The sequence below is a fragment of the Allocoleopsis franciscana PCC 7113 genome, from assembly GCF_000317515.1.
Lineage (GTDB): Bacteria > Cyanobacteriota > Cyanobacteriia > Cyanobacteriales > Coleofasciculaceae > Allocoleopsis > Allocoleopsis franciscana.
This window is the reverse complement of sequence record NC_019738.1, coordinates 5,041,580-5,054,234: the sequence shown is the minus strand read 5'-3', so window position 1 is coordinate 5,054,234 and position 12,655 is coordinate 5,041,580. Positions and strand designations below refer to the sequence as shown.

At 48.2% G+C, this 12,655-nt stretch carries 9 protein-coding genes; 5 read left to right on the top strand and 4 right to left on the bottom strand.

Annotation, left to right across the window (positions count from 1 at the left end; translation table 11 throughout):
• Positions 1-275: 275 nt before the first annotated feature.
• Complete coding sequence (gene dapA, locus MIC7113_RS20735) at positions 276-1,160, bottom strand: 4-hydroxy-tetrahydrodipicolinate synthase (RefSeq protein ID WP_015184143.1); 885 nt, start codon at positions 1,158-1,160, stop codon at positions 276-278.
• 161 nt (positions 1,161-1,321) lie between these two features.
• Positions 1,322-2,365: an aspartate-semialdehyde dehydrogenase gene (locus MIC7113_RS20730; protein WP_015184142.1), complete on the bottom strand. Its 1,044-nt coding sequence runs from the start codon at positions 2,363-2,365 to the stop codon at positions 1,322-1,324.
• Between the two features lie 755 nt (positions 2,366-3,120).
• Here MIC7113_RS20730 and tig point away from each other — a divergent pair.
• The 4 genes from tig (at position 3,121) to MIC7113_RS20710 (ending at position 7,765) form a co-directional block, all read left to right on the top strand.
• Positions 3,121-4,560: a trigger factor gene (gene tig, locus MIC7113_RS20725; RefSeq protein WP_015184141.1), complete on the top strand. Its 1,440-nt coding sequence runs from the start codon at positions 3,121-3,123 to the stop codon at positions 4,558-4,560.
• A gap of 182 nt (positions 4,561-4,742) precedes the next feature.
• The gene (clpP, locus tag MIC7113_RS20720; RefSeq protein ID WP_015184140.1) at positions 4,743-5,435 is read left to right on the top strand and encodes an ATP-dependent Clp endopeptidase proteolytic subunit ClpP; all 693 of its coding nucleotides are present in this window, start codon (positions 4,743-4,745) and stop codon (positions 5,433-5,435) included.
• A 10-nt stretch (positions 5,436-5,445) separates the two neighbouring features.
• Positions 5,446-6,786 (top strand): ATP-dependent protease ATP-binding subunit ClpX, encoded by a 1,341-nt coding sequence (clpX, locus tag MIC7113_RS20715; RefSeq protein ID WP_015184139.1) that lies wholly within the window; start codon positions 5,446-5,448, stop codon positions 6,784-6,786.
• Between the two features lie 121 nt (positions 6,787-6,907).
• Positions 6,908-7,765 (top strand): alpha/beta fold hydrolase, encoded by an 858-nt coding sequence (locus tag MIC7113_RS20710; protein WP_015184138.1) that lies wholly within the window; start codon positions 6,908-6,910, stop codon positions 7,763-7,765.
• 491 nt (positions 7,766-8,256) lie between these two features.
• Here MIC7113_RS20710 and MIC7113_RS20700 read toward each other — a convergent pair whose 3' ends face one another.
• Both MIC7113_RS20700 and MIC7113_RS20695 read right to left on the bottom strand, forming a co-directional pair.
• Positions 8,257-9,069, bottom strand: a complete 813-nt coding sequence (locus tag MIC7113_RS20700; RefSeq protein WP_015184136.1) for a cobalt-precorrin-6A reductase — start codon at positions 9,067-9,069, stop codon at positions 8,257-8,259.
• Positions 9,070-9,101: 32 nt separating this feature from the next.
• Positions 9,102-9,293, bottom strand: coding sequence for a hypothetical protein (locus MIC7113_RS20695; RefSeq protein ID WP_015184135.1), 192 nt, complete (start codon positions 9,291-9,293; stop codon positions 9,102-9,104).
• A gap of 554 nt (positions 9,294-9,847) precedes the next feature.
• Between MIC7113_RS20695 and MIC7113_RS20690 the strand changes: the two genes are divergently transcribed.
• Entirely contained in the window at positions 9,848-12,394 is a 2,547-nt protein-coding gene (locus MIC7113_RS20690) for a mannose-1-phosphate guanyltransferase (protein WP_015184134.1), read from the top strand.
• The last annotated feature ends 261 nt before the right edge of the window (positions 12,395-12,655 follow it).

The window sequence follows — 12,655 nt, the reverse complement described above, 5'->3', positions numbered from 1 at the left end:
TGGGTAGATAACAATTTATGGTTACGTCAAGCCGTCGGCATCATGCAAAGCTTTTCCATTCCTCGTCTTTGAGCACTAATCTGTTTAGTGTCACTACGAACAGAAGAGATGATGCCTAAGCCATCTGTTTTCTTTTTTTATCTATCCCCTACCCTTTCATCTTTGAATAGGGTAGGAAAGGGACTATTAAGACTATTAAGAGCCATTCATAGGTAATATCTATTCCATTTATGAGGTTATGGTGAAAATTTTGTAGATAGTAATATCCGAGCTTTTTAAAGCAAAGCAAGTTCAATCAGAACTTTTTCTAACTCTTCTTTAAACTCCGTTGCCAGGTCACATAGGGGAGGACGTGAAGAACCTACGTCCCAGCCTTGCAGTTTCAGCGCTGCTTTTAGAGGGATCGGGTTGGTCGTGCAGAACAAAACTTTAAATAAAGGGAAAAGTTTTAGATGAATTTCCCTTGCTCTAACGATTTTTCCCGCTTCAAACGCTTGGATCATCTGTTGCAGATCTTGACCCACTAAATGACTGGCAACACTGACAACTCCAGTGCCTCCAATTGCCAGCATGGCTAGGGTAAAGGAATCATCTCCAGAGTAAAGGGCAAAATCAGGTGGTGTCAAACGCCGAATTTGACTGGCCTGGTCGAAATTACCACTGGCTTCTTTGAGTGCCACAATGTTGGGGATTTCGGCTAAGCGGGCAACGGTCTCCGGTTGGAGATTTTGACCGGTGCGGCTCGGAACATTGTAAAGCATCAAGGGAAGGTCAGGACAGGCTTGCGCGATCGCCTGGAAATGATGATACAGTCCTGACTGGGGTGGTTTGTTGTAGTAAGGAACGACTTGTAACGATCCATCTAGCCCTATTTTAGCGGCTTTTTGCGTCGCTGCAATGGCTTCTTGAGTCGAATTTGACCCGGTTCCTGCTATAACCTTAGCTTTTCCGGCTATGGCTTTCTGTATCACTTGAAATAACTGGTACTCTTCATCCCAAGTCAGGGTTGGAGATTCCCCTGTAGTCCCGCAAACGACAAGCGTATCTGTGCCATTGTTCACTAAATGAGTGGCTAATTGCTCAGCAACTTCATAATTGACGCTGCCATCTTCCTTGAAGGGCGTGAGCATCGCCGTTAGTACACGTCCAAAATTGACCACCCTTTTTTTATTCCTCCTCGGTCAAAGGTTTGCTCGGCGTAGCCGTTGCCATAAGTGTCGGTTATCAGGTTGAAGGTTATCAGGTTGAAGGTTATTAGGTTAAACAGAGCAACCTTCAACTTTCAACTTGCCAACGTTCAACCCTTCATCTTGCCAGTTTGTTAATGAGCCATTGTTGTGGTTGCTGGTCGCAGTAAATTGCGCGCAACCAACAATTCCGCAATTTGCACCGCGTTCAGGGCAGCACCCTTACGAATTTGGTCTCCACACAGCCAAAGTTCCAAACCGCATGGATGAGACAGGTCTTGACGAATTCGACCCACGAGAACTTCGTCACGACCTGAGGCATCAATCGGCATGGGGAAGTAATTGGCTTGCCAGTCTTCCACCAGTCGCACTCCAGGGGCATTGGCAAGCACCTCTCTTGCCGTGGCTACTGACATGGGTTGTGCAAACTCTAGATTAATCGCTTCTGAGTGGGCACGAAGTACAGGAACCCGTACACAGGTCGCGCTAACTCTAAGCTGGGGCACATTAAAAATCTTGCGCGTTTCGTTGACCATCTTCATCTCTTCCTCACAGTACCCCTGCTCATTCAGCGGCGTGTTGTGCGGGAACAGATTAAAAGCTAATGGGTAAGGAAAGCTTTCTGTGATCGGAGTTTCACCGTGCAAAATAGCTTGCGCCTGGGTTTTGAGTTCTTCCATCGCTCTCATCCCAGCCCCACTCGCCGATTGATACGTGGCAGCAACAATTCGTTGGACAGGCTGTACTTGATGCAGGGGCCAAACCGCCACAGCCATCAAAATCGTCGTGCAGTTGGGATTGGCGATAATTCCTTGATGCATCGCTGCCGCATCAGGATTAACCTCTGGAATGACCAGGGGTACCTCTGGATTCATGCGAAAGGCACTGGAGTTGTCAATCACGGCCGCGCCGCTCTCAACAGCTTTGGCAGCCCAAGCTTTCGACGTTGACCCTCCGGCAGAGGCCAAGACTACATCGATATTCTCAAACGATTTTTCGGATACAGGCTCTACTAACAGTTCTTCTCCCTGGAAGGAAAGGGTACGCCCAGCCGAGCGGGGTGAGGCTAAAAGCTTTAACTCAGCGAGTGGGAAGTTTCGGCTTTGCAGTAATTCCAGTAACTCTGTGCCTACTGCACCGGTCGCGCCTAAAATAGCAACGCGAATTGGATTAGACAAATGAATTTCCTCCACCTTGAATAACGAGCTTAATAACTTAATAAAGAGATACTTTCTACAGGATCGGGATTGAGGGTTTATAGGTCGTTAATTTTTTTTAAGTTTACTGGATACTCTTACATTAGTAACTTTGTTTCGTTCTAGCGCACCATCGTTTTAAAAATGGCATGAAATTTAATAAATTGCTATTTCCTGTCTTAACACGCTTGAGCCTGGTTTCTCACTCTACCATTTGAGGGATAGTCAGAGCTATTGGCTACAACAGAGGTTTCATCCTGGAATGGGTTAAACCTCAAGACCCCTTCGCCTGCCGTGAAAGGAATAGCTTTGATTCCTTCTAGTCTAGGCTGATGCTACGCGATCGGCTAGACTTGGCTTAATCGTTCGACTTATGCTCTAAACCCCGATTGAGTAGCTACTTAAGTCGCTTTGGCGCTCAAAGTAAAGTTCGCTACGTTCGGTTGAATCGATGCGTCATGCTAACCCTAATACCCGCTCCGATGTACTATCATCAGATACGGAAACTACAAGCACTGCCTAGAGCGTTGTCTTAAAGACGATCACCCGTGGCGGTGTCCCAAAGGGGCAAACGCAAAGGAAAAACGGTTGATGCTTATACTTAACGGGTTGCAACTAGAATACCACGAGAGACCCGCCTTCACCCTTAAAGGACTTGGTTGCTTAAGCATCTATTGAAATATCCGCCCTAAATCCTTACAAAATCTATATAACAGTTGTCTGAAACGAAAGCGTCCATGAAAGTTACTCAGGAACCGCTCCCCAAGAGCCAGATCGGTCTGGAGATTGAAATTCCCGCCGAAACGACCAAACAAGCCTACGAAAAGGTCGTGCAAAACCTCTCACGTTCTGCCAACATTCCTGGGTTTCGCAAAGGTAAGGTACCCCGTCAAATTTTGCTACAACGGCTGGGACACCAACGAATTAAAGAAGCCGCACTCGAAGATTTGGTTCAAGATGGTCTAAAACAAGCGATTGAGCAAGAATCGATCGAGGCTCTAGGAAACTACAAGCTCACCTCCACTTATGAGGAATTAATTAGTCGATTTCAGCCGGGACAACCTCTAACGTTTTCAGCATCTGTTGATGTCCCACCCCAAATTAACTTAGGAGATTACAGTGGCTTGAGTATTAAAGCCGAGGAGACTCAGCCTGAGCCGGAGGCGGTGGATCAGTTCTTAGAACAGCGTCGTGTCGAGCAAGCCACTCTTATCCCTGTGGAATCACGCCCCGCTCAAATGGGAGATGTTGCGGTGGTGGATTACAGCGGTCGATATACGGGTGAGGGAGAAGAAGCCACAGAAATCTCAGGGGCACAAGCCACAGACTTTCAAATTGAACTCGAAGAAGGACGGTTTTTGGAGGGCATCGTTCACGGGATAGTGGGCATGAACCCTGGGGAAACCAAAGACGTTGAACTCACTTTTCCGGAAGATTATCCGCGAGAAGATTTAGCCGGCAAGGCAGCTCTTTTTACCATCACCCTGAAAGAACTCAAGGAAAAAGAGTTACCAGAGTTAGATGATGACTTTGCTCAAGAAGTCAGTGAAAAGGAAACGCTGGCTGAGTTACGGGAATCCTTAGAAAAGCAATTTCAGGAAAAAGCGGATCGAGAAACGGCGGCGAGTAAGGAGCAAGCCTTGTTAGAGGCACTCCTAGAGAAAGTGGAGATTGATCTGCCTGAGACGATGATTGAGCAGGAAGTCCAAACTCTTTTGACCCAAACGGCGATCCAGATGGAAAGCTATGGGATGGATGTACGCAAGCTGTTTAATGCCGAAACCCTACCACAGATGAAAGAGCGATCGCGCCCCGATGCCGTTGTCCGCCTCAAGCAATCCCTGGCTCTTCAGGAAATTGCGAAACGTGAATCTCTCACCGTTGGGCCAGAGGAGATTGAAGCCAAATCCCAAGAAGTGTTGGAGCAGCTTTCTGGACAAGATGTCGATCCCAAGCGCCTGCGAGAGGTCGTTGAATCCGATTTAATTAAAGAGAAAGCGATTAAGTGGCTCGAAGAACACGCCACCATTGAATTGGTACCCAAAGGTTCCTTGACACCAGAAGAGACACAAGGAGAAGAAACTCAACCAGAATCTCCAACCGCAACCGTCCCTCAAGAGCCGGAAATTGAGGCTGCGTCCCAGACAATTGACGTACAAGCCGAACCCGCTGAATAGCCCAAAGATGGGGATGGGAGGGCTATCTCTCTCGATCCCCAAACTCAAATCCAATGCCTCAGACCGTCAGTCCTCTGGCAATTGAGGCATAATGAACACTAGAAGAATAGTTGTGATATTCCCCCTTTTATGCAGGGGTGAGATAGCACCACGGCTAACTAAAATGCTTTAACGTCTGTTCTATGCTGCAATCTCAGTCCAACGGCTACCAGTTCACGAGCTTAAGTTCCTTTGACATTGGCTCCCTTAGCCCTAGCAACGTCGTCCCGATGGTGGTAGAGCAGTCCGGTATCGGGGAACGGGCTTTTGACATCTACTCACGGCTCTTAAGAGAGCGCATCATATTTTTGGGGACGCAGGTAGACGATACTGTCGCTGACTCCATTATTGCCCAACTCCTGTTTTTAGATGCCGAAGACCCCGAAAAGGACATTCAACTGTACATCAACTCTCCTGGTGGTTCGGTAACAGCAGGGATGGCGATGTATGACACCATGCAGCAAATTCGTCCAGATGTTGTTACTATATGCTTCGGCTTAGCTGCCAGCATGGGAGCATTTCTCCTGACCGCCGGAGCGCCCGGAAAACGGATGGCTCTGCCCAATTCCAGAATCATGATTCACCAACCTTTGGGGGGTGCCCAGGGACAGGCGATCGACATTGAAATCCAAGCGAGAGAAATTCTTTACCATAAGCGGACGCTGAACCAGTTACTGGCTCATCATACGGGTCAGTCGCTCGAAAAAATCGAAGCAGATACCGAGCGCGACTTCTTTATGTCAGCGGCTGAGGCGAAAGACTATGGCTTGATCGATCAGGTCATCACCAGGCAGAATCTTCCCAAGTCGGAAGCGGCTGTCACTCCTATCAAGTAAGAGGCTTCATATGTCTAAATACGACTCCCATCTAAAATGTTCGTTTTGCGGCAAGTCTCAGGAGCAGGTGCGTAAGCTAATTGCAGGGCCAGGAGTCTACATCTGCGATGAATGCGTTGACCTGTGTAACGAAATTCTAGATGAGGAGTTGCTCGACTCCAGTGGGCCAGCTCCCCAACCTGTACCTCCCAAAGAACCCCCGCAGAAGCGTCGTGCTCGTGCTTCGGGTCTCTCGTTGAATCAAATTCCCAAACCCAGAGAACTGAAAAAGTACCTAGATGAGCATGTCATTGGTCAAGACGACGCTAAGAAAGTACTCTCGGTTGCCGTCTATAACCACTACAAGCGCCTGAGCTTTATTCAGTCCAAGGGCAATGGCAAGGCAGGGTTGGAGGATGTGGTAGAGCTGCAAAAGTCCAACATTCTCCTGATGGGGCCAACCGGTTGCGGGAAAACCCTTCTGGCTCAGACGTTAGCGAGTGTATTGGATGTGCCTTTTGCCGTCGCCGATGCCACGACGCTGACAGAAGCCGGCTATGTCGGGGAAGATGTCGAGAATATCTTACTGCGGCTGCTGCAAGTGGCAGACCTCGATGTCGAGGAAGCTCAGCGCGGAATTATCTATATCGATGAAATAGACAAGATTGCTCGCAAGAGTGAAAACCCTTCCATTACCAGAGATGTTTCTGGGGAAGGCGTCCAGCAAGCTTTGCTCAAAATGTTAGAAGGGACGGTTGCCAATGTCCCGCCCCAGGGGGGTCGTAAGCATCCCTATCAAGATTGCATTCAGATTGACACGAGCAACATCCTGTTTATTTGCGGGGGAGCTTTTGTCGGTCTTGAAAAGGTGGTTGAGCAGCGGATTGGCAAGCGATCCATCGGGTTTATTCAACCTGGAGAAGGTCAGTCCAAAGAAAAACGTACAGCCGATGTGCTACGGCATTTAGAGCCGGATGATTTGGTGAAGTTTGGCATGATTCCAGAGTTCATTGGGCGCGTACCCGTGGTGGCTGTCGTTGACCCACTCGATGAAGAAGCGTTGATGGAAATTTTGACCGAACCCCGCAATGCGCTGGTGAAGCAGTATCAAAAACTGCTGAAGATGGACAGTGTGCAATTGGAGTTTAAACCCGATGCGATTCGGGCGATCGCGCAAGAAGCTTACCGCCGGAAAACGGGGGCTAGGGCACTGCGCGGCATTGTGGAAGAATTGATGCTAGACGTAATGTACGAGTTGCCTTCTCGTAAAGATGTCACTCGCTGCATGATTACGCGGGAAATGGTGGAAAAACGTTCCACAGCAGAACTATTGGTACATCCCTCTTCCCTACCAAAACCAGAATCCGCCTAAAAAAAGAGGAGGTTAGGGTAGGAGATTCGAGCCAGAGCGTAGGAAAATTTTTAATAGCAGATATTGATAGGGGCGTATCAGTCATACGTCCCTATGACTTGTTTTACTCAAATTGTTTAATATGCCAGTAATTAACGTTCGTGGCGTCGAGCATTACTACGAGTGGATACGCCAACCGACAGCCTCTCGAACCAAGCCAGTCATCGTTTTCATTCATGGATGGGGCGGTTCGGCGCGGTACTGGGAAAGTACCGCGCGTAGCCTGTCCGAGCAATTTGACTGCCTGCTCTACGATTTAAGGGGATTTGGTCGCTCAAAGTTACCCCAAGAGCCAATCGAGGAGTTGCTCTATGAAATGGAGGATTACGCTGAAGATTTAGCGGCATTGCTAGATACTCTAGAGCTACGTCGCGTCTACATCATGGCTCACTCCATGGGGGCGTCTTCTGCTGTGTTCTTTCTCAACCGTTATCCAGAGCGAGTGGAACGGGCGGTTTTAACCTGTAGCGGCATCTTTGAATACGACGAGAAATCCTTCTCTGCCTTCCATAAATTTGGCAAGTACGTTGTTCAGTTCCGTCCCCGTTGGTTCTTGCGAATTCCTTTTGCCAGCGCGATGTTCATGGCGCGATTTTTGCACCGTCCGTTGCCTGTGACGGTGAGCCGTGCTTTTTTAGAGGATTTCTTAGAGGCGGATTACAAAGCGGCGTTGGGCACAATGTTGACATCTGTGAGCAAATATGCATCTGAGGTGATGCCCCAAGAGTTTGCTCAACTCAGCGTGCCAACGCTCTTGGTTGCGGGTACATTTGACAAGATTATCCCCCCAGAGCTGGGGCGTCGGGCGGCTCAGCTCAATGAAAAAGTTGAGTATTTTGAAATTCCTGACACGGCTCACTTCCCCATGCTGGAGAAGCCGGACGTTTATTTAGAGCGGGTGCAGGAATTTCTGGCTGTTGGCTCCCCAGCAAACGCTTGAGCAAAGAGACAAAAATAAGGAAACCCCCAGCCCTGTTAAGAGCTGGGGATATTAATCAGGGTGCATCTACCATTCCTTTATTCCAAAACGAGCCACCACCTCCGGATCGATTTTGAGCAATTTGGCGACAAAATGCGAATATCGAGAACCTCGATGCTGGTTCTGAGTGAGGTTTTAGTCAGGAGTTGCAAAACATCTGGACGTCCGATCACACTAAACTTTTTGAAGTTGTCGATCAACGTCGTTGTTCAGAATATCGGGCTTAAACAAGACCTGTTGCTGTTAGTTAACTCAAACTCTCAAAACAACCTAGACCAGGCTGGCAGAAATAACTATCCCGTTGAAAAAGGTTAAAAAGCTTACTGTACAAACTTTCTTGCCTTATGCCTCCAGCCTCCTGCCTTTTTGCACTAAGTAAAATTCTCTCTTTTGTTTTCCTCCGCGCTCTCTGCGCCTTGAGTGGTTCTTTTTTTTCCAATCAGACGAGGCGGCTACCTCAGATGAGTGCGACAAAACTCCAAGGCTAAAGAAAAATCGCTGGTTTGCTGAGGATAATCAACCACAGGACGGGTAATAACTACCAGTGGAATACCCAACTCAGCGGCAACGGTTCGCTTAATCTCTTCTCCTCCAGCCACACCAGAAGCCTTGGTTACAACCAATGAAATTTCCCAGTGACGCCAGAGGGACTTTTCTATCTCAGCGGACACAGGAGGACGAATGGCAATAATCCGATCCGATGTAAATCCAGCCGCAATCGCCGCTTCCAGGGACGTGACAGCCGGTAGAATCCGGGCAAATAGGGTAGACCTATCTTGCCAGCCTTGAAACAGAGGTAAGGCTTTATAACCAACAGTGAGCAGTACTCGCTGCTGGAGAAGGTAGTCCCTAGCTAAAAGAGCCTCGAAGCTGTCTAGCATGATGACCCTTGAATGGTCCTTTTGAGGATTAACGACTGGCCGTTCAAAGCGCAGATAGGGGATTTTCCGCTGAGCCGCTAGCCTTGTCGCCATTTGGGAAATTTCTACGGCATACGGATGAGAGGCGTCGAGAATAGCCGCAATTTGTTGCTGTTGTAAAAAATCATCTAACTGCTCAATCTGCAAACGCCCTACTTGAACCTTGAGCAGTGGGGTTTTAGGATAAAGGCTCTGAGCTGCCTCTGTTGTCACAGATACAAGACAGGGCAGACCCAGAGAGGCGATCGCGCCTGCTAAAGCCACACTTTCACTCGTACCGCCAATCAGCCAGAGGCGATTACCCAAAAAATAGCCTCCCAAGGCGCGATCGGTAGGGTCTAGCAATATCGAGCCAGCTCAACGAGTCACTGCACCAATTAACCTTTTAAGGCTTTGGTAAAGTTCCTGCGATAAGACTTATTGGCAATAATCAAGGCCGGCCACAACAGTGACAGGGTAATCCGGTTAGGCAAACTACGGGAGAAGTTGGTCCGTTCAAACCCCTTCCAGAACTTCCAGGCACCATACCCGTAAATTCCCAGTCCCAGCACAATAATAAATAGTTTCATAATGCAATCAACCCCTATGATAACTAACTAAGGTTCACCGCCTCAAAGCTGTTTGACCGTCAAGTTCCGCCTCTCTCACGCCCGCTACCCTGCTGCAAGCCATTTCCATCAGGAAACCTCTACAGCCACGCGCTAAAAGTTTAGAAAAGTCTACGAAATTGATTCCCCCTACAGGTCAAAGTAGCATTAATTTAGTTCTAGTCTATCTAGGTGAGGGTTGTAGCGTCACGCTGATCTTCAAAGCAACCCCATATATTATTGATGTTCTTAATTAGATCTTGACCCTCAAACCCAGTAGAACTCGATCCCTAAGTCTTCAACGATGAAGACAGCGATTGGTAAACAGCTATATACATATATAACTGTTAAAAATTGTGAAGAGCAAATTCATATTTGATATACTTTTGTCAAGAGTAAAAATCACCATTTTTATACAAGTTCTATCTTGCGGAGGGATAGCATAATTCTCACGATATAGGAGACTATTAAGAATAGGTAACAAAACTTAGAATCTCACGATATTACACCGTGAAGCGCGCAAATTAGGAGGACTTATGCGAGCAGTGCTGATGGCTGGCGGTTCAGGAACACGTCTGAGGCCGCTGACATGCGATCTTCCCAAGCCGATGGTCCCGATCCTAAATCGACCCATCGCTGAACACATTATCAACCTTCTCAAGAGACATCACATAACAGAGGTTGTAGCAACACTGCACTATCTCCCTGATGTCATGCGAGACTACTTCCAAGACGGCAGTGATTTTGGCGTACAAATGACCTACGCTGTGGAGGAAGACCAGCCTTTAGGGACTGCCGGTTGTGTTAAAAATATTGCCGAACTACTAGATGACACATTTTTAGTCATCAGCGGCGATAGTATTACTGACTTTGATTTAAGCGCAGCGATTGAATTCCATAAACGCCAGAATTCAAAAGCCACTCTGGTTCTGACTCGCGTTCCCAATCCAGTTGAGTTTGGGGTCGTGATCACCGACGAGCAAATGCGTATTCGACGGTTTTTAGAAAAGCCTTCGACCAGTGAAATTTTTTCAGATACGGTCAACACCGGGACTTACATTCTAGACCCATCGGTTTTAGAATATTTGCCGGTTAATGAGGAATGTGACTTTTCCAAAGATTTGTTTCCGTTGCTCTTAGCCAAAAATGAGCCAATGTATGGCTACATTGCAGAGGGTTACTGGTGTGATGTTGGTCACCTGGATGCCTACCGCGAAGCCCAGTACGATGCTTTACACCAAAAGGTGGAGCTAGACTTTGCTTACGCCGAGCAAAAGCCAGGACTATGGGTCGGTCAGAATACCTACATTGACCCAACGGCTAAGATTGAAACTCCAGCCATTATTGGCAGCAACTGCCGCATTGGTCCACGAGTAACGCTCGAAGCCGGAACGGTGATTGGGGATAATGTAACGGTCGGCGCAGATGCTGACCTGAAGCGTCCCATTCTCTGGAATGGCGCAATCATTGGTGAGGAAGCACATCTGCGTGCCTGTGTGATTTGCCGAGGTACGAGGGTAGACCGTCGCGCTCATGTCTTGGAAGGTGCCGTTGTCGGCCCTCTCTCCACCATTGGTGAAGAAGCTTTAGTCAGTCCGGGTGTGCGAGTCTGGCCTTGTAAGCGGATTGAATCCGGGGCAACTTTGAATATCAATTTGATTTGGGGGCAAACGGCTCAACGGAATCTGTTTGGTCAGCGCGGTGTTCAAGGGTTGGCGAACATTGACATTACTCCCGAATTTGCGGTTAAGTTGGGAGCAGCTTATGGATCGACCTTAAAACCCGGTTCCCAAGTGGCGATCTCCCGCGATCAACGCAGTATTTCCCGCATGGTGTCGCGGGCTTTAATTGCTGGATTGATGTCTGTGGGAGTCCATGTCCAGAATCTGGAACACACAGCCATTCCCATTGCCCGTTTGGTGATACCCACACTTTCGGTGGTTGGGGGCATTCACGTTCGAGTCCATCCAGACCGTCCCGATTACATTCTGATTGAAATTTTCAACTCCCAGGGAATCAATATTTCCAAGGGGCAAGAGAAGAAAATCGAGGGGGCTTATTTCAAAGAAGACTTGCGGCGATCGCAAATTCATGAAATCGGCAATGTTGGCTATCCCAGTCAAGTGAACGACCTCTACAGTACTGGGTTTACCCGCTACCTGAATATTGAAGCGATTCGCAACAGTGGTTCCAAGGTCGTGATTGACTACGGTTACTCGGTTTCGGGGGCGGTACTGCCGCAATTGCTAGGAAAATTTGGTTGTGATGCGGTCGTTCTCAATGCCAGTTTGAACCAAATGGGACTCTCAACCCATGAACGGGAGGGATTGCTCACGCAGTTGGGTCACGTTGTCGAAGCACTGAGAGCGAATTTTGGTGCGCAGGTGTCGGCGAATGGAGAACAGCTGATTTTGGTGGATGAATCGGGAATCCCAATTCGGGGTGAGATGTTAACCGCACTGATGGTCAACGTCATGCTCACCGCCAATCCCAGAGGCACAGTGGTTGTACCCGTACAGGCATCGAGTGCCGTTGAACAAATTGCTCGCCGTCATGATGGCAAAGTGATTCGGACTAAAGCAAATCCAACGGCGTTGATGGAAGCCTCTCAAGCCAATCCTAATGTCGTGTTGGGCGGTAGTGGAGAAATGGGCTTTATTTTCCCACATCTTCATCCCGGCTTTGATGCAATGTTCTGTATGGCTAAGTTAATTGAGATGCTAACTATACAGGAGCGATCGCTCGGTCAAATTCGTACCGATCTCCCTCGTGTTTGTCACAAGACCTACACAGTTCGCTGCCCTTGGACGGTGAAAGGTTCCCTCATGCGCCATCTGGTAGAAACTCATCCCAATGAGAACTTAGAGCTGATCGATGGGGTGAAAATTGTCAACCACCAAACGGACAGTTGGGTGTTGATTTTACCCGATGCCGGCGAACCCTTGGTACACATCTTTGCCAACAGCGATGACCGAGATTGGGTCGATGACAGTTTGAGGAAATATCGTAATTACGTTCAAGACTTTGTGGAACACGAACAAGGTGTGGTAGAACCGCCCAAAGTTGAAGCCATGACATCATAGAACATCGAACGGTCTATGCCTCTAGGCATCCTGTCGCCACTATCTAGGGTGGGATGCCTGATAGACAAGGGAATTGGGAAGAAGACTGAAGGATAAACCTGGAAAGAAACCAAGCGAGAGCATTGAATGATTGCTTTTTTCCTTGAGACTTCATCCTTTCCCAGTCCCCAATTCCCCCACTCGCTCAACACCTTTGGTACGCTTGTTCTATGATGGATCAGGAGGAGGCTGAAACATTCGCAGACTCCTTTTATTTTTTTC

Excerpts from the sequence above, each read along its gene's own strand:
- tig (WP_015184141.1), top strand. The coding sequence starts at position 3,121 with ATGAAAGTTACTCAGGAACCGCTCCCCAAGAGCCAGATCGGTCTGGAG.
- clpP (WP_015184140.1), top strand. The coding sequence starts at position 4,743 with ATGCTGCAATCTCAGTCCAACGGCTACCAGTTCACGAGCTTAAGTTCC.
- clpX (WP_015184139.1), top strand. The coding sequence starts at position 5,446 with ATGTCTAAATACGACTCCCATCTAAAATGTTCGTTTTGCGGCAAGTCT.
- MIC7113_RS20710 (WP_015184138.1), top strand. The coding sequence starts at position 6,908 with ATGCCAGTAATTAACGTTCGTGGCGTCGAGCATTACTACGAGTGGATA.
- MIC7113_RS20695 (WP_015184135.1), bottom strand. The coding sequence starts at position 9,293 with ATGAAACTATTTATTATTGTGCTGGGACTGGGAATTTACGGGTATGGT.
- MIC7113_RS20690 (WP_015184134.1), top strand. The coding sequence starts at position 9,848 with ATGCGAGCAGTGCTGATGGCTGGCGGTTCAGGAACACGTCTGAGGCCG.